Raw genomic sequence first — 19,571 nt, 5'->3', positions numbered from 1 at the left:
AGCGCGCGATCGCGCTGGTGATGGATTGCCGGGCGCTCTCGCCGGGCGCGCCGATCCCGGCCGAGCGGCCCCACCTCGTAATTCTGGATCTTCCACCGGTCCAAGCCGCAACGTTGCGGACCACTCTCGACCGGTACAGGCCGTCACTCCCGCTCCTGGTTCTCGTACGCGGCGAGCCCATGGCGGGTGCGTCCAACCTCCGCCAGCTCCCCGCCGCGGCACCGCGCCAGATCGTCCTGGCGAATGTCTTCGCCATGATCGAAGAGGCGACGCGGTCGGCCGAGGCGCGTCGGCGACAGCTCGCGGAGCGCGTCACGGATGCCACCGCAATCGTCGCGGACCTGTTCGACAGCGCCGCCCTCGGCGCCCGACTCCGCCGTGCCGACGTGGAGCGGGGAACCGAGCTGGTCCTCGCTGCCGTTTCCGAGGTCGGCATCGGGGCGTGGCTCGCCGAAGTCTGGCGCCACGAGATCGGCGTCTATCAGCACACGCTCGGCGTAGCCGGACACGCTGCGACCTTCGGCGCGCAGATCGGCCTCAATCGGACCGACCTCGCGCGACTGGTTCGATCTGCGCTGCTGCACGACATCGGCAAGTCGCGCATTCCGGTCGAGATCCTCAACAAGCCGGGGCCGCTCAATCCTGAGGAGATGCGGCTCATGCAGCGCCATCCCGATATCGGCGCCGACCTGCTGGTCGCTCAGGGTGAGTTCGAGGCGGCAATCATCGATGTGGTCCGTCATCACCACGAGCGCCTGGACGGCAAAGGTTACCCCGACGGCCTGGCCGGCTCGGCCATTTCGGACCTCGTGCGCATCGTGACGATCTGCGACGTGTTCTCGGCCCTGACCGAGCGGCGCACGTATCGGCAATCGGCGACCCCCGCCGACGCCCTGGCGACGATGGTCGGCGGCACCGGTCATCTGGATCTGGATCTCCTCCGCGCCTTCGCACCCTCGATGCTGGCCGGCATGTCCCTGGCGGCGTGATCACGCCGGGTACGTGGCGCGCGTGCCACGCGCGAGTGCGGCATCGTGCGGGCGCGCCGCGTGCCGCGCTTTCGCCGCAACCGCCCTGGAGGGAGGCGGGTGTCTGTCACCGATCGCCGTCCGGACCGTGCCGAAATTCAAGTTCGCCCTCGCCGCCGCCCTTCTGATGAGCCTCACCGCATGCGGCGGCGTCTCCGTCATGCCGGATGCGTCCGTTGAGAATGCGACGCACACAGCCGTGCTCGACGAGGTCGCGGCCGCGGCCGCGATTTCGGCCTACCGGGTTCAGAACGGCCTGAGCCCCGTCGTGGTCGATCCGGTTCTCGTGAAGGCGGCGGCCTTCCAGGCCGGCAACAACGCGCGCCACGGCCAGCTCAGCCACGAGATCGGCGGCAGCTTCACGTCGCGCATGGCCTCCGTCGGTCTGGCGAAAGCCTGGGCGGCGGAGAATCTCAGTGCCGGCTCCGAGACACTTGAGCAGGTGCTCGCCCGCTGGAAGGCGAGCCCCGAGCACAACAAGAATATGCTGCTGCCGCAGATCCGCAGGATCGGGATCGCCCGCGTGGATGCGCCGACCACGCGCTACAAGCGGTTCTGGGCCCTTGTCATGGCAGGAACCTGACGCATCGGCTCTCAGGGGTCCGCCGGCGCCAGATCGACGATCCGGAGCTGGGCCCGCTCGGCCCCGCGCCAGCGGTCGCAGGACAGCGTTCCGGCTACGTGCAGTTCCCGACCGATCCCGTTCAGCAGCGCGAGGCCGAGGGGGCGCTCGGCGGCACGGAAGCAGATGGCGCCCACCGCCTGTCCGTCGCGGCTGCGCAGGCGAGCCCTGACATGGCTCGACCCGACCACGCCGGCATCGACCAGGCGATGGCGCCCGAGGGCGAAGATCGGCTCCGGCGCGCCCTGTCCGAACGGTCCGGCCTGCTGGAGCAGCCGGACCGTTTCCGCGGTAGCGCCCCCGGCGCTGAGTCCGCCGTCGATCAGCAGGGCGTCGGCCGCCCGCGCCACGGTCACGCTCGCCCCCAGCAGCATGACGAGATGCGCCTCGAAGCGGGGGATGTCGTCGGTCCGTACGGTGACGCCGGCCGCCATGGCGTGTCCGCCCCCCTTGAGGGCGATCCCGGCCTCGACGCAGGCGCGCACCGCAAGCCCGAGATCCGACCCCGGGATCGAGCGACCCGAGCCGGTGGCGCTGCCGTCGGGTCGGATCGCGAAGGCGAAGGCCGGGCGGTTGAACCGTTCCTTCAGGCGCGACGCGATGAGTCCGACGATGCCGGGATGCCACTCAGGACTGGCCGTGACCAGCACGGTGCGGGTTGGGTCGAGCGTCAGGGCACGGTCCATCTCGGCCTCGGCCTCGGAGACGGCCTGCGCCTCGATCGCCTGACGCTCGCGATTGAGGCGATCGAGGTCGGCGGCGATCCGGGCCGCTTCGTTCGGGTCCGCCGTCGTCAGAAGCCGGGCACCGAGGGCCGAATCGCCGATGCGGCCACCGGCATTGATGCGCGGCCCGAGGACGAAGCCGAGATGCCACGATTCCGGCGGTTCGCTCAGCGAGGCCGCGTCCAGCAGGGCCGCCAGGCCGATGCGGCCGCGATGGCGCATCACCGTCAGGCCCTGCGTCACGAAGGCCCGGTTGAGACCGGTGAGGGGCACGACGTCGGCCACGGTCGCCAGCGCTACGAGGTCGAGGGCATCGGTGAGCTGCGGTTCGGGGCGGTCCGGCCCGAAGAAGCCCTCCAGCCGCAGGGCACGGTTCAGTGCCACCAGGGTGAGGAACACGATCCCGGCGGCACAGAGATGGCCGAGGCCCGACAGGTCGTCGAGGCGGTTGGGATTGACCACGGCGCGGGCCGGCGGCAGCACCTCGGAGGCCGCATGATGGTCGAGGACGATCACGTCGAGGCCCGATTTCTCGGCTTCTTCCAAAGGCGCGTGGCCGCTCGTGCCGCAATCGACGCAGACCAGAAGCGTCGCGCCGTCCGCCGCCAATGCGGTGATCGCAGCGATGTTGGGGCCGTAGCCCTCGGTGATCCGATCGGGGATGTGGATCGGAGCCCTCAGGCCCACACCGCGCAGGTAGCCGGCGAGCAGGGCCGCGCTCGCGGCGCCGTCTACGTCGTAGTCGCCGAAGACCGCCACGGTCTCGCCGCGGCGCACGGCCCGGACGAGCCGGCGGACGGCGGCGTCCATATCGAGCAGCGTATTCGGGTCCGGCATCAGGTCGCGCAGACGCGGCGCAAGGTGGCGCGGCGCGGCCTCCGGACCGATCCCGCGCCCTGCCAGCACACGGGCGAGCAATTCCGGCAGGCCGTGGGCCTGAACCATCTTGGCGATGTGATTCTGGACTGCCGCGCCGCCACAGCGCTCCTGCCAGCGCCGGCCGGTGATGGAGGCGGCGACCCCCAGGAAGGGCGGCGGATCGACGGAGAGCGGGGCGGATGACACGGATGCCACCCTACACCGGGTGGGCCGTGGAATCTTGCGCACCGCCGCAACAGCGTCGGCGAACGCGCGCCGTCGCAACGAAAAAGGGCGGGCATCGCTGCCCGCCCCGGAAATCCGCCCGAGACCCGGGCCTCAGAGCGACTTCAGGATGCTGTCGACGACCTTCTTGGCATCGCCGAACAGCATCATGGTGTTGTCCCGGAAGAACACCTCGTTCTCGACGCCCGCATAGCCGGAACCCATGCCGCGCTTGATGAACAGCACGGTCTTGGCCTTCTCCACATCGAGGATCGGCATTCCGTAGATCGGCGAAGCCTTGTCGGTCTTGGCCGCCGGATTGGTGACGTCGTTGGCGCCGATCACGAAGGCGACGTCCGCCTGCGGGAACTCGCCGTTGATGTCCTCCAGCTCGAAGACCTCGTCGTAGGGCACGTTCGCCTCGGCGAGCAGCACGTTCATGTGGCCCGGCATGCGCCCCGCCACCGGGTGGATGGCGTACTTCACGTCGACGCCCTCCTTCTTGAGCATGTCGGCCATCTCGCGGAGCGAGTGCTGCGCCTGGGCGACCGCCATGCCGTAGCCCGGGACGATGATGACCCGCTCAGCATTCTTCATGATGTAGGCGGCGTCGTCGGCGGAGCCCTGCTTCACGGGGCGCGTCTCGACCTGGCCCGTGCCGGCCGCCGCGGTATCGCCGCCGAAGCCGCCCAGGATGACCGAGATGAACGACCGGTTCATCGCATGGCACATGATGTAGGACAGGATCGCACCCGAGGAGCCCACCAGCGAGCCGGTGATGATCAGCGCGAGGTTGCCCAGGGTGAAGCCGATGCCGGCTGCCGCCCAGCCCGAGTAGGAGTTCAGCATCGACACGACCACCGGCATGTCGGCGCCGCCGATCGGGATGATGATCAGGCCGCCGAGCACCAGCGCGGCGATGACGATCAGCCAGAAGATCGCCTTGGACTCGGTGCCGATGAACAGGGCGATGAGCAGGACGAGGCCGGCGGCCAGCAGCGCGTTGATGAGGTGACGCTGGGGCAGCATGATCGGCTTGCCGGACATGCGTCCGTCGAGCTTGGCGAAGGCGATCACCGAGCCGGTGAACGTGATGGCACCGATGGCGACGCCCAGGCCCATCTCGAACAGCGACTGCTTGTGGAAGTGGCCGTTCTCGATGATGCCGAAGGCCTGCGGCGCGTAGAGCGCGCCGGCCGCCACGAAGACCGCGGCGAGACCGACCAGCGAGTGGAAGGCGGCCACGAGCTGCGGCATCGCGGTCATCGGCACGCGCTTGGCGATCACCGCGCCGGCGCCGCCGCCGATGCCGAGGCCGAGGAGCACGAGGATCCAGGCGCCGAACCCGGCCGGCGGGTGGCCGACCAGCGTGGTGAGGATCGCGAGACCCATGCCGACCATGCCGTACAGGTTGCCCTGCCGGGAGGTGGTGGGGTGCGAGAGCCCCCGCAGCGCCATGATGAACAGGACGCCGGCGACGATATAGAGAAGGGAGGAGACGTTCTCAGACACCGGCTCAGCCCTTCTTCTTGTACATGCCGAGCATGCGCTGCGTGACGAGGAAGCCCCCGAAGATGTTCACGCTGGCGAGCACGATGCCGATGAAGCCGAAGAACCGGGCCAGTCCGGTGCCCTTTTCGATCAGGGGAACGCCGACCGCCAGGATCGCGCCGACGATGATCACCGACGAGATCGCGTTGGTGACCGACATGAGCGGCGTGTGGAGCGCCGGCGTCACCGACCAGACCACGTAGTAGCCGACGAAGATCGCCAGCACGAAGATCGCGAGCCGGAACACCGTGGGATCCACGGCGCCGCCGGTCGCGGCACTGAGCCCGTGGCCCATGCCGTCGGCGATGACCTGTGCCTGGTCGGCGGCGTTGCGGGCCACCGCGGCCGCCGCGCGCGCGGCGTCGGCCAGCACGCGGGCCTGATCGGCCGCCTGATCGGGAGGGACGATGACGGTTGCCATTCTGCTACTCCTCTCGGCCGGGCTTCACTGTGCGCCGGCCGGAGCGGCCGTGCCGGTCTCCGGCTTGGCGAGCCCCACGGACGCGGCTTCCGAGGTCGCTCCCTCGGTCTTGGGCTGGAAGGATGCGTGGACGACCGAACCGCCGCGGGTGAGGTTCGTGGCCTTCACCAGCTCGTCGTCCCAGTTGATGGCGAGCGCTTTCGAGTCCTTGTCGATCAGGGTCTCGACGAAGGCGTAGAGATTGCGCGCATAGAGGCTCGAGGCTGTCGCGGCGAGGCGCCCCGGAACGTTGACGTGGCCGACGATCTTCACACCGCGGTCGTTGGTGACGACCTCACCGGCCTTGGCGCCGGCGACGTTGCCGCCACGCTCCACCGCGAGATCCACCAGGACCGAACCCGGCTTCATCGAGGCCACCATCTCCTCGGACACCAGCTTGGGAGCCGGGCGTCCGGGGATCAGCGCCGTGGTGATGACGATGTCCTGCTTGGCGATGTGGCCCTTGACCAGCTCCGCCTGCTTCTTCTGGTATTCGGCCGACATCTCCTTGGCGTAGCCGCCCGCGGTCTCGGCCTGCTTGAACTCGTCGTCCTCGACGGCCACGAACTTGGCGCCGAGTGATTCGACCTGTTCCTTGGTGGCGGGCCGGACGTCGGTGGCCGTGACCACCGCGCCGAGGCGGCGGGCGGTCGCGATGGCCTGAAGACCGGCCACGCCGACGCCCATCACGAAGACGCGGGCGGCCGGCACCGTGCCGGCGGCGGTCATCATCATGGGCATCGCTCGCCCGTACTCGGCGGCACCATCGACGACCGCGCGGTAGCCGGCGAGGTTCGCCTGCGAGGACAGCACGTCCATCACCTGGGCCCGGGTGATGCGGGGCATCAGCTCCATGGCGAAACCGTCGACGCCGGCCTCGGCCATCGCCTTCAGGGCCGCCTCGTTGCCGTAGGGGTCCATGATCGCGATCACGGTCGCGCCGCGCTTCAGCTGCGGCAGCTCCTCGGCGCTCGGTCGGCGGACCTTGAGCACGAGATCGGCGTCACCGGCGGCGTCGGCCGCGCTGCCAGCGATGCTGGCGCCGGCCGCTTCGTACTCGCTGTCGAGGATGCCGGCTCTCTTGCCCGCACCGGACTGCACCACGACGTCGGCACCGAGCGAAATGAACTTCTTGACGGTCTCAGGAACAGCGGCGACGCGCGGCTCCGCGGAGTCCGTCTCGGACAGCACAGCAATGCGCATGCGAGGGTTCCCCTGGAAAAGCTCGGCCTTCGAATGCGCGAACCGGCGACGCTTTTCGAGAGGCGGATCTACGATACCGCGTTGGAAGCGGCCGGAATGTAACTTGTGCTCAATTTAATTGCCAACAATGCGTCAGCGGCCCGCTCGGCGAATGCGAGCGAGCACCTCGTCCGAGGCAACCAGCGAACCGGCCGCTCGGGCCTCGCCTCAGGCGAAAAACAGGTAGAGGACGAGGAGGATGCCCACGACCAGCGGCGCACGCCAGCCCACGGCCGGCGCCAGGGCACCGACGGCTCCTGCCGCTCCGGCCACGATCACGCCGACGATGGCCAGCAGCCACGCCTCGCGGATTCCGCCGATCGCAAGGGCCAAGACCCAGCAGATCACGACGCCGGTGGCAATTTCAACGAACCGGACGAACCCGCGATAGGTCTGTTCGTGAGTCCTCGCGTCCATCGCCGGGCTGTAGGTGTGCCCGGCCACCGTGTCACTCTCGGCCATCGTGCGCTCGTTTCCCTAAGACGCGACTTCTTGCGGTCAGGGTCGGATGTAGCTCAAGCGTTTATCTGCCGCAATCGGACGCACGCAAGTTGATCGCTCTCTCGGTGGATCTTCGATCCCGATCAGACCGGTTCCGGCAATCCCGCCTCGGCGAGGGCCCGGCCCTGGCGATCCGACAATTCGTCCAGCGAGAAATGCTCGATCTCGGCCTCGAACAACCGGTGGTAGTTGAGTTCCGACCTGAGGTGGAGAAACACCGCGCCGAGGCCGACGGCGGCGCGGTCCATGAAGACGAATTCCTGCGGAACGGTCACGGGTCCGCGCTCCTTCAGCGCCTGGTGGACCTGGAAGGCCTGCCGCCGGCCATATTCTCCGGGCTTCACCCCGTCCGCGACCGTGCGGGTACGATCCTCCAGCAGGGGGCCGTAGATGAACCGGGCCCAGATGTTCAGGATCTCGATCTTCTCCTTGTCGAGGTCCTTGAAGCCCCACACCTCGTAGGCGTGGACGATGCGGGCCTCGTCGTTCTCCAAGAGGCCGCGATACAGATCCACGACACCGCCCACGAATCGCGGATGGAAGATGCGGACGCAGCCGTAATCGAGCAGGTTGATGCCCGCGGCCTCGCCGCCTTCTGAAAAGACGGTGTAATTGCCGAGATGCGGATCGCCGTGGATCACGGCCGCGCGGCTGAACGGGTGCCACCACGCCTTGAACATCGCCTGGGCGATCCGGTTGCGCACCTCCACCGGCTCGTCGGCGAAGCCCAGGATCTTGTCTCCGTCGAGCCAGCCGAGCGTCAGGAGGCGCTTGGTGGACAGATCCGGAAAGACCCGGGGCACGCGCACCGCCGCGATGTCCTTCAGAACGGCCCCGTAGAGTGCCGCGTGCTTGGCTTCACGTTCGTAGTCGAGTTCCTCGCGGACCCGGGCGCCAATCTCCTTGGCGATCTCGCGGGTGTCGAGCCACGTGTTCATCCGGCGATGCAGCGCGAAGGCGACTTCCAGCTGCTTCAGGTCGGCCTCCACGGCCGATTGCATGTCCGGATACTGAAGCTTGCAGGCGAGCCGTTCACCATCCTGAGCGGTCGCACGGTGCACTTGGCCCAACGAGGCGGCGGCTGCGGGTTTGAGGTCGAAGCTGCCGAAGCGGCTCTGCCACCCGGCTCCGAGTTCCGATTGCATCCGGCGCCGGACGAAGGCCGCGCCCATCGGCGGCGCGTCAGCCTGGAGCTTCTGCAACTCGGTGGCGTATTCCGGGGGCAGGAGGTCGGGGACGGTGGCCAGCAACTGCGCCACCTTCATGATCGGACCTTTCAGCCCGCCCAGCGCCTGCGCGAGGGCGGCCGCATTGGTCGTGCCCTCCTTCCCGAACAGCCGTGCCATGGCCATGCGAGCGGCCACGCCGCCGACATTGGCGCCCACGCTGGCGTAGCGCCCGGCACGGGCGGAGAAGCGGTTGGCTTCGCGGTCGGTCTCGGCCATCTCTCGATCTGCTTGTCGTGTGATGGTCCGGAGATAAGCCGCGCCCCCGCGTGAACCAGGGGCGTGGGGCCCTGCGCCGCGGGGGTGGCACCCCGCGGCGTCGCGGTCAGGGCTGTCCTTCCATGCCTTCCAGTTCGGCGATCATCCCTTCGATCATGCCGAGCCCGATCTGCCAGAAGCCCGGATCCTTCGCGTCGAGCCCGAACGGCGCAAGCAACGTGCCGTAGGGCTTGGAGCCGCCAGCCGAGAGCAGCGCGAAGTAGCGCTCCACGAAGCCCTCCTCCGCCTGGGCGTAGACGCCATAGAGCGAGTTCACCAGGCAATCGCCGAACGCGTAGGCGTAGACGTAGAACGGCGAATGGATGAAGTGGGGGATATACGCCCAGAACGGCTCGTAGCCGGAATCCAGCGTGATGGCCGGACCGAGCGACTCGGCCTGCACGGACAGCCACAGGGCATTGATCTGATCGGTGGTCAGCTCGCCCTTCGCGCGGGCGAGATGCACCTTCCGCTCGAAAGAGTAGAAGGCGATCTGGCGCACCACCGTGTTGATCATGTCCTCGACCTTGGCGGCGAGCATGGCCCGGCGCTGGGTCGTGTCGGTGGTGGCGGCGAGGAGCCTGCGGAAGGTCAGCATCTCCCCGAACACGCTGGCGGTCTCCGCGAGCGTCAGGGGGGTCGGCGCCATCAGGGCGCCGTTCGGGCCGGCGAGAACCTGGTGGACGCCGTGGCCGAGCTCGTGCGCCAGCGTCATCACGTCCCGCGGCTTGCCCTGGTAGTTTACCAGGACATAGGGGTGAACCGACGGCACGGTCGGATGCGCGAAGGCGCCCGGCGCCTTGCCGGGACGGGTCGGCGCGTCGATCCAACGCTCATCGAAGAAGCGCTTCGCGATCCCCGCCATCTCCGGCGAGAAGGCATCGTAGGCGGAGAGAACCGTGTCGCGGGCCTCCGTCCAGGGGATCGTCCGCTGCTCGACCCGCGGGAGAGGCGCGTTCCGGTCCCAATAGGGCAGCGTCTCCTGCCCGAACCACTTCGCCTTCAGCTTGTAGTAGCGGTGTGAGAGCCGCGGATAGGCCGCCCGTACGGCGTCGACGAGGGCTTCCACCACCTCGGGCTCGACCCGGTTCGACAGGTGGCGCGCGTCCGCCACGTCCTTGAAGCCGCGCCAGCGGTCGGAGATCTCCTTGTCCTTCGCCAGCGTGTTGGTGATCAGCGTGAAGACGCGCAACTGCCCGCGCAGAACCTCACTGATCGCACCGGCCGCCTCCTTGCGGACGGCTCCGTCCGGATCCTGGAGCTTGTTGAGCGTCGGCTCCAGCGGCATCTCCTCGCCCTGCACGGTGAAGCGCAGCGAGGCGATCGTCTCGTTGAACAGACGGTCCCAGGCGGCGTTCGACGTGACCGACTTCTCGAGGAAGAGCTTCTCGGTCCGGTCGTCGAGCTGGTGCGGCTTCTCCTTGCGCAGGTCCTCGATCCACGGCGCGTAGTGGGCGAGCGGCCCCTCCGCCATCGCGGCATTCATCGCCGCGTCGTCGACGCGGTTCAGCTCCAGGGCGAAGAACAGGAGATCCGCTGAGGCGCTGGTCAGGCGCTCGCGCGTGTCGCCGTAGAACTTGGCCCGTGCCTCGTCGGTGGTATCGCCGGAATAGACGAGACCCGCGAAGGACATCAGCTTGCCCAGCAGGTCCTCGATCCCCTCGTAGGTGCGCACGGCCTCCGCCAGTCGGGCGGACGCCTCCGGTCCCGCGGCGAGCTCGGCTATGCGGCCGGCATAGAGTTCGGAGAACCGGCGGCACTCCTCCTCGGCCCGGGTCATGTCGCCGGAGAATTTGGGGTCATCGAGGCCGGAATAGAGGTCCGACAAATCCCATTCCGGAAGATGGCCGAGGTCGGCAGCCTTCGCGGCGGCGCGCGCGGCGCTCACGCCCTCCGGCAGGCGGACAGTCACCGGCGATGCGGCGTGGCTCGGCATCATGTCGTGCAATCCTCTCTAAGGGCAGCGGCCCCGTACCCTGATATCGAGCGTGCCGCCACGCGTTCAACGCGGCGTGTCGGTTCGAAGCCCCGCGCGATCGTCGACGACACGATGCAAACGTCGTTAAGCGCCACTTTACGTCTGTGGGTCACCCTACGGCTCGAAACGAAACAGTCGCCGAATCGGAGCCCGTGACGGGGTTGAGCCCATGTCGCGAGTCCGGCCTTCGCGCGCCGTTCAGGGAGCCGCCATGTCCGCCACCGTGCTCATTGTGGACGACGATCCGGTCCAGCGGCGTCTCGCCGAGGCGGCGGTGCGCCGCTTCGGCTTCGAGCCCCGGGTCGCCGAAACGGGCGCGGACGCACTGGCCCTGCTCCGGTCCGAAGGCGCGGACGTCGTGCTCCTCGACCTCGTCATGCCCGGTCTCGATGGGCTTGGCGTGCTGGCCGAGATGCGCAAGAGCGGCCTTGCCACCCCGGTGATCGTCCAGACCTCCAACGGCTCCATCGACACGGTGGTCGGCGCCATGCGGGCCGGCGCCGTGGACTTCGTGGTCAAGCCGGCGGGTGCCGAGCGGCTGCAGGTCTCGATCAAGAACGCCCTGCGGGTCGATACGCTGGAGGAGGAGGTGCGTCGCATGCGCCGCCGGGCCTCCGGGGCGCTGACCTTCAAGGATCTCACGTCCAAAAGCCCCGACATGGAGCGGCTGATCCGCCTCGCCGAGCGGGCGGCGAAATCGAATATCCCGGTCCTGATCGAGGGCGAGTCCGGCGTCGGCAAGGAGGTGCTGGCCCGGGCGATCCAGGGATCCGGCGACAGGCGCGGCAAGCCGTTCGTGACGGTCAATTGCGGGGCGATCCCCGAGAATCTCGTGGAATCCACGCTGTTCGGTCACGAGAAGGGCGCGTTCACCGGTGCGACCGAAAAGCATGCCGGCAAGTTCGTCGAGGCCTCGGGCGGTACGCTCTTCCTCGACGAGATCGGCGAGCTTCCCCTCGACGCGCAGGTCAAGCTGCTCCGGGCCCTGCAGGAGGGCGAGGTGGATCCCGTCGGCGGCAAACGCTCCGTGCGGGTGGACATCCGCCTCGTCTCCGCCACCAACCGATCGCTGCTCGACCTCGTCAAGCAGGGCAAGTTTCGCGAGGATCTCTATTATCGCCTGAACGTCTTCCCGATGACGCTGCCGCCGTTGCGGGCGCGCCGCGAGGACATACCCGACCTCGTTCGCTCGTTCTGCGCGCGGTTCTCGGCCGAGGAAGGCAAGCGCGTGCGGGCCATCACGCCGGAGGCGATGGCACTGCTGACGCGCTATCCCTGGCCGGGGAATGTCCGGCAACTGGAGAATGCCCTGTTCCGCGCTGTCGTGCTCGCGGACGGCGACGAGCTGACCGTGGCCGAATTCCCCCAGATCGCCGCGCAGGTGGAAGGCTTCGACGTCCGCATCCCGGCCCTGCCGGTTCAGACGCAGATGCCGGCCTACGCCCCCGAGCCCGTGCGCGAGATCGTCCGTGTGGAGGTGCGCGACCCTCACGCCATGTCCCTCGTGACCGAGGAGACCGGCGAGATGAAGCCGATGGACGTCCTGGAGGCGGAGATCATCCGCTTCGCGCTCCAGTTCTATCGGCAGCGGATGTCGGAGGTGTCGCGCCGCCTCGGCATCGGTCGCTCCACCCTCTACCGCAAGCTCAAGGATCTGGGCTTGGAGGACGACGCGAAGACCGAGGACGCGGCCTGATCGAGCGCCGCGTGCGCTAACGCACCGACCGCATTCGGTCGGCGCGGTGGTGCGGGAAATTCACCTGATGCTGCACGCAATCGACCGACGATTAGGTAGATCATAAGCTGAGCAGCATTAGAAATGACACATTCATCTGCGCGACAGAGGTTCTATTCGCGACGACTGCGGTTGCTGAAAGCCACGCTTGCGCGGATAATCACACTCTGAGCGTGCGGTCCTGCCGCCGCACCCCGGGAGATCACGATGCGCGTCCCGCGCTCCAGCCTCATGGCGCTGGCCGCCCTTCTCTGCGGTACGCTGGCCCCGGCCGCCTCGCTTCGTGCGGAGACCGTCTCGCTGGACCAGCCCACCGCCGATGTCCCGGCATCGCCAGCCACCGCGCCGCCTGCGCAGGCGGCTCCCTCGGCTCCGGCCACGACGGCTCTACCCGACTACAAGCCTGAGGCACCGGCGGCCGAGCCGGCACCGGCCCCCGCCGCCACGGCGCCGGTCGCCCCGACGGATCCGCTCGGTGCTGCGGTCTTCGCCCGCTTCGCGGATCCCGCCCCCCTTCTGCTCCGTCTGACCGGCAAGGATCGCGATGCGATCCGGAGCTTCTATGAAGCCCGCACCTACAAGCCCCTCTGGATCTCCGGCGGGGCGTGGACCGAGGCCGCAAAGGCGGTGTCGGCCCGGCTGGCGGCTGCCGCCGAGGACGGTCTCGACTCGCGTGCCTACACAGTCCCGTCGCTGCCCGATAAGCCGGACGAGAAGGCGCTCGCCGATGCCGATCTCCGCCTGTCCGCGGCGGCCGTGCTTTATGCCCGGGACGCCCGTGGCGGCCGCGTCAACCTGGCCTCGATCTCGCGGCTGATCACGCCGCATCTCGATCTTCCCGCTGGGGACGCGGTGCTGGCGAAGCTCGATGAAGCCGGCGCGAAGGCGGGCGAGGCGCTCCAGGGCTACAATCCGGCGACGCCCGGCTATCTCGCCCTCAAGGCGCGTCTCGCCGCCCTGCGCGGTCCCGTGGCGACCGCCGTGAAGCCGCTGCGTCTTCCGGCCGGGCCGGCCTTGCGCGTCGGCATGCGCGATGCCCGCGTGCCGCTGCTCCGGACGCATTTCAATCTCGAGAGCCGCCCGGCCGGAACGTTCGACAAGCCCCCCGGCGAGCCGGACGAGTACGATACCGTCGTCGCCGACGCGGTCGCGAAGTTCCAGCGCGGCCGCGGGCTGCCGGGCAACGGGGTCCTGAACGTCCAGACGGTCCTGGCCCTGGCCGATGCCGGTCGCGCCGCACGCCCGACGGGGGGCGAGGCCGAACTCATCGTCAACATGGAGCGGTGGCGGTGGCTTCCCGGCGATCTGGGATCCGACTACATCCTGGTCAACGTCCCGGAATACCGCCTGCGCGCCTACCGGGGCGGCGTCCTGCGCGATGAGGCGCGGGTCATCGTCGGCAAGCCGGAATCGCGGACGCCCCTGTTCTCGGGGCTGATGGAATACGCGGTCGTCAACCCGTCCTGGTACGTGCCGCCCTCGATCCTGAAGACGATGGCGCCGAAGCTCGCCGGCTACGGTGGCAAGACCTGGGGGGGCTACGAGGTCGTCCGCCGCGGGGGGCACATCTCGCTCCGCCAGCCCCCCGGCGAGCGCAATGCGCTCGGCTTCATCAAGTTCATGTTCCCGAACCAGCACGCGGTCTACCTGCACGATACGCCCAACCGCTCGCTGTTCTCAGCCTCGAAGCGGGATTTCAGCCACGGCTGCGTGCGCGTCGACGACCCGTTCCGCCTTGCCGACGCGGTGCTGCCGGACTGGTCTCAGGACAGGTTGAAGAAGCTGATCGGCAAGGGCGAGCGGACGATCCGGCTGCCGGAGAAGCTGCCGGTCCATCTCGCCTACTTCACCGCCTTCGTGGACGATGGCGGCACCTACCGTACCTTGCCGGACCTTTACGGCTACGACGCGCCGATGCGCGCGGCCCTCGGGCTGCCCGGCGGCGGCGGACCGGCGATCGCCCGGCTGCCGGACGAGCCGCCGCGGCGCAAGGCCGAGCCCGCCCCGAAGCCTACCGTGGCGCGGACGGTCCATCGCCGCGCGCCCGAGCGCCCGGTGGCCAATGCCGAGGCGTGGCCCGAAGGGCGCTACGAGGACGCGGACACGCGGCGCCGGTCCCTGCGCCGCGCCGCCCGGGCCGACAGCGCGCCGGAATACGGCGAGCCCGGGCTCTGGACGCCTGCGCCGCAGCAATCGGCGCCGCGCGGGTGGTGGTAGGCCACCCGCGGAACCCGCAACTTTCGCGTGCGCAGACGCACAGCCGGGCACGATTTCGCCACGGTCGAGCCTTAGCCGTTTCGACCGACAGCCCGGGCTGAGATGCGTCGGGCGAGGGTTCGGGAGAGGATCAGGACCGTCGTGCCCAGTCTCCCGCGTCCCCTCCGTCATCTCGCCCTCGGCTTGTCCGGCCTCGTGCTCGGAGTGCTGGTCGGGACGGCCGAAACCGAGGACGCGGTGGCCAACGGCGACACCCGCTCGCTGACCATCTACCACACGCACACGCAGGAAAGCGCGACCATCACGTTCAAGCGCGATGGCCGCTACGACCGCGCGGCCCTCGATCAGCTGAACTGGCTGCTCCGCGACTGGCGGATCAACGAGCCCACCAAGATGGATCCGCGGCTGTTCGATACGGTCTGGGAGGCCTATCGCCAGGTCGGCTCGTCGCAACCGATCCACATCGTCTCGGCCTATCGGTCTCCCGGCACCAACGCGATGCTTCGCCGCCGCTCCAAGATGGTGGCCGAGTACAGCCAGCACATGCTCGGCAAGGCGATGGACTTCTTCGTGCCGGACGTCTCGATCGACCGGATCCGCGAGGTCGGGCTCCAGATGCAACGGGGTGGCGTCGGCTGGTATCCGCATGCCGGAACGCCCTTCGTGCATCTCGATGTCGGTTCCGTGCGGATGTGGCCGCGGATGACCCACGATCAGCTCGCCCGGCTCTTCCCCGACGGCAAGACCGTGCTGCTCCCGAGCGACAATCGACCCTTCCCGCGCTATGAGGAGGCCAAGGCCGAGATCCTGGCCCGCGGCGGTACCGTCGCGGGGATCACGACCCAGATGGCCGGCGGCGAGGAAGAAGACGGTCCCGGCCTGTTCGGCTTCCTGGCGAGTCTGTTCGGCGGCGGTCGATCCAGCCCCGAGCCCGCTCCGGCACCGCCGCCGGTGGCGGTCGAGAAGAAGGGACGGCGCGCCCCCGTCGTCGCCGTGGCGAGCGCCGATCCGCAGGATCCGGTGGGCGCACGGACGGCCCTCGCCTATGCGGCCCCCGCCACCGACGACGCGCTGCGCGGTTCGCTGGCGGCGCGGGCTCAGGCGAAGAGCGCGGAGATCAAGCCGTCCGATGCCAAGTCGCTTCTGACGGCCGATCAAACCGCGCCCGCCGACGACGCCATGCCGGCGGTCACGACGCCGCTGCCGCCGCGGCGTCCCTCGGACCTCGCAGCCGCGGTCGCGAGCCTGAACATGCCGCTTCCGCCACCGCGCCCGGTGCAATTCGCCGCGCTCGAACGGGGGATGGCCAATCTTCCGTCCGCGAGCGAGATTCGCGCCCTCGGCAAGCCCACGGCGCCGGACCCGGTTCGTCCGCGTTCGCTCGTGGCTCCGGACGCGGACGCCAAGGCCCAGCTGCGCGCCCTGTTCGATTCCGTGTCGGCCGGTCCCGTTGCGACGCCGGCGAGCCGCGCTGTCCCCGTGCATGTGGCTGCCACGCGTCTCCGCAGTGCAGCGCCCGACTCGGTCGTCGCTGCGGTTCCGGACCGCGTCACGACGCGGTTCAGCACGCGCAGTCCGGGCGATGACCTGACAACCCGGTTTACCGGCTCCGCCGCGCGCGCCTTGCCCGGAGCACGCTGATCGAGGCGTCGGTCTGACGGGGAGGTGCGCTTCGCCTGCCCGTCCGCGTCGGACGGCTCGTGCAGGGCGGCCAGCGCACCCGTTCGATTCAGCGCAGAGGCTTGGACAGGTTGACCGCCAAGGCGCCGACCAGCGTTGCCGCGTAGCTGTCGTCCTGCGTCCCGGCGATGCGTTCGGCTTCGCCACCGCTGTTGGCCGCGACCGACATCATCAGCATCACGGCGGTCACCAAGCCGCCCAGACCGCCGACCAGGGCGAGATACGCACGGACGGCCGCGCGCGGCACTGACGCGGCCGCATCGGTCCCGGTGAGGCACAGCGGCGATGGGCTGTGAGACATCTTGACGGCCGATTCTGACGGGCGACGTTGACCCGACGCAGGCCGAATAGGCGCACGCCAGACCGCCTCGTTCAACGAAAGAACGCCTCACAAAGAGTCGAGTTCAACCGAAAGGCGAGGTTTTTCCACTGGTCTTCATTCGGATGGTTGATCGCCGTCCGGAGGCCGCCGCGCAGCGGCCTCCGGCGCGCGTTCAGCCTTCCTTGCCCGAGACCTTGCCCAGCGCCGCCTGGGCGGCCGCGAGCCGGGCGATCGGCACCCGATAGGGCGAGCAGGACACGTAATCGAGGCCGACCTCCTGGCAGAAGCCGATCGAGGCCGGATCGCCGCCGTGCTCGCCGCAGATGCCGAGCTTGATGTTCGGCCGGGTCTTGCGGCCGCGCTCGACGCCGATGCGCACCAGTTCGCCCACGCCTTCCTGGTCGATGGTGATGAACGGATCGGCCGGCAGGATGCCCTTCTGGGTGTACGGGCCCAGGAAGGTTGCCGCGTCGTCGCGGGAGATGCCCAAGGCCGTCTGCGTCAGGTCGTTCGTCCCGAAGGAGAAGAACTCGGCCGTCTCGGCGATCTCGCCGGCCTTGAGCGCTGCGCGCGGCAGCTCGATCATCGTGCCGACCTGATAGTCGAGGGTCGCGCCCTTCTCCTCGGCGACAGCCTTCGCCATCGCGTCGATGCGCGCCTTCACGATGTCGAACTCGGCGCGCGTGAACACCAGCGGCACCATCACCTCGGGCGTGACCGGGCTACCGGTATCGGCGGCGGCCTGGACGGCCGCCTCGAAGATCGCCCGGGCCTGCATCTCGGCGATCTCCGGGAAGGCGATGGCGAGCCGGCAGCCGCGGAAGCCGAGCATCGGGTTGTGCTCGGACAGCTCCCGCATCCGGTGCCGGATCTTCTCCTCGGCGACCCCGGTCGCCTTCACGACCTCGGCGACCTCGGCATCGGTATGCGGCAGGAACTCGTGGAGCGGCGGGTCGAGCAGACGGATCGTGACCGGCAGCCCGGACATGATCGTGAACAGCTCGAGGAAGTCCTGGCGCTGATAGGGCAGGATCTTCGCGAGTGCCGCACGGCGGCCCTCGGCGTCGTCTGCCAGGATCATTTCGCGCACCGCGATGATGCGGTCGCCCTCGAAGAACATGTGCTCCGTACGGCAGAGGCCGATGCCCTCCGCGCCGAAGTTGCGCGCCGTGCGGGCATCCGTCGGCGTATCGGCGTTCGCCCGCACCTTCATGCCGCGGAAGGCGTCGGCCCATTCCATCAGGGTGGCGAAGTCACCCGACAGCTCGGGCTCCAGCATCTTCACCTCGCCCTGGATCACCTGTCCGGTGGACCCGTCGATGGTGATCTTGTCGCCGGCCTTGAGCGTGTTGCCGCCGACCGTCAGGGTCTGCGCCTTGTAGTCGATCCGGATGGAGCCGACGCCGGAGACGCAGGGCTTGCCCATGCCGCGGGCGACCACGGCCGCGTGGCTCGTCATGCCGCCCCGGGTGGTCAGGATGCCCTCGGCGGCGTGCATGCCGTGGATGTCCTCGGGCGAGGTTTCGATCCGCACCAGGATGCACTTGCGCTCGGCCTTGCGGTGCGCCTCCGCGTCCTCGGAGCTGAACACGATCTCGCCGGTCGCCGCGCCGGGCGAGGCCGGCAGGCCCGAGGCGATGACCTTGCGGTCCGCCTTCGGGTCGATGGTCGGATGCAGGAGCTGGTCGAGCGCCCCGGGCTCGACCCGGCCGATCGCCTCTTCACGGGAGATCAGCCCCTCGCCCGCCAGATCCACGGCAATGCGCAGGGCGGCCTTGGCCGTGCGCTTGCCGTTGCGGGTCTGGAGCATCCAGAGCTTCCCCTTCTCGATGGTGAATTCCATGTCCTGCATGTCGCGGTAGTGCGACTCCAGGATCCCGTAGATCCGGGTCAGTTCCGCGAAGCTCTCGGGCATGGCCTTCTCCATGGAAGGCTTGTCGCTCTCGGCCTCGATCCGGGCTTTCTCGGTGATGTTCTGCGGCGTGCGGATACCCGCGACCACGTCCTCGCCCTGCGCGTTGATCAGGAACTCGCCGTAGAGCGCCTTCTCGCCGGTGGACGGATTGCGGGTGAATGCGACGCCGGTGGCCGACGTGTCGCCCATGTTGCCGAACACCATGGCCTGCACATTGACGGCCGTGCCCCAGCTCTCCGGAATGTTGTTCAGCTCCCGGTACTTCTTGGCCCGGGGAATCATCCAGGAATTGAATACGGCGCTGATCGCGCCCCAGAGCTGGTCGTCCGCGACCTGCGGGAAGTCGGATCCGTGCTCGTCGCGCACGATCTTCTTGTAGGTCTGGATGAGCGTCTTCCAGTCCGCGGCGCTGAGCTCGGTGTCCAGCTCGAAGCCCTTGGCTTCCTTGTACTGCTCCAGCGCCTCCTCGAAGGCGTGGTGCTCAACGCCCAGCACCACGTTCGAATACATGGTGATGAAGCGACGGTAGGAATCGAAGGCGAAGCGCTCGTCTTCGGCCTCCTTGGCCAGCGCCAGCACGGTCTCATCGTTGAGCCCGAGGTTCAGGACCGTGTCCATCATGCCGGGCATCGACGCCCGGGCGCCCGAGCGGACCGAGACGAGGAGGGGATTCGTGGCATCGCCGAACTTGCGGCCGGTGAGCGTGCCGATCTGGGCGAGCGCAGCGGCGATCTGATCCTTCAACTCCGGCGGGTAGGACTTCCCGTGATCGTAGTAGTAGGTGCAGACTTCGGTGGTGATGGTGAAGCCGGGCGGAACCGGCAGGCCGAGATTGCACATCTCGGCGAGGTTGGCGCCCTTGCCACCGAGCAGGTCGCGCATCTGCGACTTGCCCTCCGCCTTGCCGTCGCCGAAGGCGTAGACCCACTTCGCGCTTCCGGTCGCCATGTCGATCCCGTCCGTATCTGGTGCCCGGCGCTGGCCGAGCTGATGGGCGGGGTTGGACCATCCCGCAGCGCAACGCAAGA

General features: G+C 68.8%; 14 protein-coding genes. 5 read left to right on the top strand and 9 right to left on the bottom strand.

Going from position 1 to position 19,571, the window contains the following annotated elements; genetic code table 11:
- Positions 1-179 precede the first annotated feature (179 nt).
- Together ABIC70_RS10615 and ABIC70_RS10610 are read left to right on the top strand one after the other, a co-directional pair.
- Positions 180-989, top strand: coding sequence for an HD-GYP domain-containing protein (locus ABIC70_RS10615; protein ID WP_354439697.1), 810 nt, complete (start codon positions 180-182; stop codon positions 987-989).
- Positions 990-1,155: 166 nt separating this feature from the next.
- Entirely contained in the window at positions 1,156-1,611 is a 456-nt protein-coding gene (locus ABIC70_RS10610; protein WP_210274774.1) for a CAP domain-containing protein, read from the top strand.
- 11 nt (positions 1,612-1,622) lie between these two features.
- On the opposite strand, the gene recJ is transcribed toward ABIC70_RS10610, so the two are convergent.
- From recJ to ABIC70_RS10575, 7 genes are all read right to left on the bottom strand, one after another.
- On the bottom strand, positions 1,623-3,440 hold the full coding sequence (gene recJ / locus ABIC70_RS10605) for a single-stranded-DNA-specific exonuclease RecJ (protein WP_081948574.1): 1,818 nt from the start codon (positions 3,438-3,440) through the stop codon (positions 1,623-1,625).
- 132 nt (positions 3,441-3,572) lie between these two features.
- Complete coding sequence (locus ABIC70_RS10600) at positions 3,573-4,970, bottom strand: NAD(P)(+) transhydrogenase (Re/Si-specific) subunit beta (RefSeq protein ID WP_043357739.1); 1,398 nt, start codon at positions 4,968-4,970, stop codon at positions 3,573-3,575.
- Between the two features lie 4 nt (positions 4,971-4,974).
- Positions 4,975-5,430: a proton-translocating transhydrogenase family protein gene (locus ABIC70_RS10595; RefSeq protein ID WP_192707681.1), complete on the bottom strand. Its 456-nt coding sequence runs from the start codon at positions 5,428-5,430 to the stop codon at positions 4,975-4,977.
- Positions 5,431-5,454: 24 nt separating this feature from the next.
- Complete coding sequence (locus ABIC70_RS10590; protein WP_043357735.1) at positions 5,455-6,672, bottom strand: Re/Si-specific NAD(P)(+) transhydrogenase subunit alpha; 1,218 nt, start codon at positions 6,670-6,672, stop codon at positions 5,455-5,457.
- Positions 6,673-6,879: 207 nt separating this feature from the next.
- On the bottom strand, positions 6,880-7,173 hold the full coding sequence (locus ABIC70_RS10585; RefSeq protein WP_043357734.1) for an aa3-type cytochrome c oxidase subunit IV: 294 nt from the start codon (positions 7,171-7,173) through the stop codon (positions 6,880-6,882).
- A 122-nt stretch (positions 7,174-7,295) separates the two neighbouring features.
- Positions 7,296-8,657, bottom strand: coding sequence for an ABC1 kinase family protein (locus ABIC70_RS10580; RefSeq protein ID WP_043757960.1), 1,362 nt, complete (start codon positions 8,655-8,657; stop codon positions 7,296-7,298).
- A gap of 106 nt (positions 8,658-8,763) precedes the next feature.
- Positions 8,764-10,635, bottom strand: a complete 1,872-nt coding sequence (locus tag ABIC70_RS10575) for a M3 family oligoendopeptidase (RefSeq protein WP_345819835.1) — start codon at positions 10,633-10,635, stop codon at positions 8,764-8,766.
- A 250-nt stretch (positions 10,636-10,885) separates the two neighbouring features.
- On the opposite strand from ABIC70_RS10575, the gene ABIC70_RS10570 reads away from it, so the two are divergent.
- The 3 genes from ABIC70_RS10570 (at position 10,886) to ABIC70_RS10560 (ending at position 16,267) form a co-directional block, all read left to right on the top strand.
- A complete protein-coding gene (locus ABIC70_RS10570) occupies positions 10,886-12,370 on the top strand; it encodes a sigma-54-dependent transcriptional regulator (RefSeq protein WP_043357728.1) in 1,485 nt (494 codons plus the stop codon).
- Positions 12,371-12,616: 246 nt separating this feature from the next.
- Complete coding sequence (locus ABIC70_RS10565; protein ID WP_354439692.1) at positions 12,617-14,626, top strand: L,D-transpeptidase family protein; 2,010 nt, start codon at positions 12,617-12,619, stop codon at positions 14,624-14,626.
- A gap of 141 nt (positions 14,627-14,767) precedes the next feature.
- Positions 14,768-16,267, top strand: coding sequence for a peptidoglycan L,D-endopeptidase MepK (locus tag ABIC70_RS10560; RefSeq protein WP_354439690.1), 1,500 nt, complete (start codon positions 14,768-14,770; stop codon positions 16,265-16,267).
- A gap of 88 nt (positions 16,268-16,355) precedes the next feature.
- On the opposite strand, the gene ABIC70_RS10555 is transcribed toward ABIC70_RS10560, so the two are convergent.
- Together ABIC70_RS10555 and ppdK are read right to left on the bottom strand one after the other, a co-directional pair.
- Positions 16,356-16,607, bottom strand: a complete 252-nt coding sequence (locus ABIC70_RS10555) for a hypothetical protein (protein WP_043379889.1) — start codon at positions 16,605-16,607, stop codon at positions 16,356-16,358.
- Positions 16,608-16,800: 193 nt separating this feature from the next.
- Positions 16,801-19,491, bottom strand: a complete 2,691-nt coding sequence (ppdK, locus tag ABIC70_RS10550; protein WP_111473873.1) for a pyruvate, phosphate dikinase — start codon at positions 19,489-19,491, stop codon at positions 16,801-16,803.
- Between the last annotated feature and the right edge of the window lie 80 nt (positions 19,492-19,571).

This window comes from Methylobacterium sp. 1973 (assembly GCF_040545035.1).
In the GTDB taxonomy this organism is placed as follows: Bacteria; Pseudomonadota; Alphaproteobacteria; order Rhizobiales; family Beijerinckiaceae; genus Methylobacterium; species Methylobacterium fujisawaense.
Note: the sequence above shows the minus strand (reverse complement) of the source record. Positions and strands in the feature narration are given on the sequence as shown.

Bases quoted from the DNA above. Each gene is read 5' to 3' on its own strand.
- ABIC70_RS10595 (WP_192707681.1), bottom strand. From the start codon at position 5,430: ATGGCAACCGTCATCGTCCCTCCCGATCAGGCGGCCGATCAGGCCCGC.
- ABIC70_RS10585 (WP_043357734.1), bottom strand. From the start codon at position 7,173: ATGGCCGAGAGTGACACGGTGGCCGGGCACACCTACAGCCCGGCGATG.
- ABIC70_RS10575 (WP_345819835.1), bottom strand. From the start codon at position 10,635: ATGATGCCGAGCCACGCCGCATCGCCGGTGACTGTCCGCCTGCCGGAG.
- ABIC70_RS10555 (WP_043379889.1), bottom strand. From the start codon at position 16,607: ATGTCTCACAGCCCATCGCCGCTGTGCCTCACCGGGACCGATGCGGCC.
- ABIC70_RS10610 (WP_210274774.1), top strand. From the start codon at position 1,156: ATGAGCCTCACCGCATGCGGCGGCGTCTCCGTCATGCCGGATGCGTCC.
- ABIC70_RS10580 (WP_043757960.1), bottom strand. From the start codon at position 8,657: ATGGCCGAGACCGACCGCGAAGCCAACCGCTTCTCCGCCCGTGCCGGG.
- ABIC70_RS10590 (WP_043357735.1), bottom strand. From the start codon at position 6,672: ATGCGCATTGCTGTGCTGTCCGAGACGGACTCCGCGGAGCCGCGCGTC.
- ABIC70_RS10565 (WP_354439692.1), top strand. From the start codon at position 12,617: ATGCGCGTCCCGCGCTCCAGCCTCATGGCGCTGGCCGCCCTTCTCTGC.
- ABIC70_RS10570 (WP_043357728.1), top strand. From the start codon at position 10,886: ATGTCCGCCACCGTGCTCATTGTGGACGACGATCCGGTCCAGCGGCGT.
- ABIC70_RS10615 (WP_354439697.1), top strand. From the start codon at position 180: ATGGCGGGTGCGTCCAACCTCCGCCAGCTCCCCGCCGCGGCACCGCGC.
- ppdK (WP_111473873.1), bottom strand. From the start codon at position 19,491: ATGGCGACCGGAAGCGCGAAGTGGGTCTACGCCTTCGGCGACGGCAAG.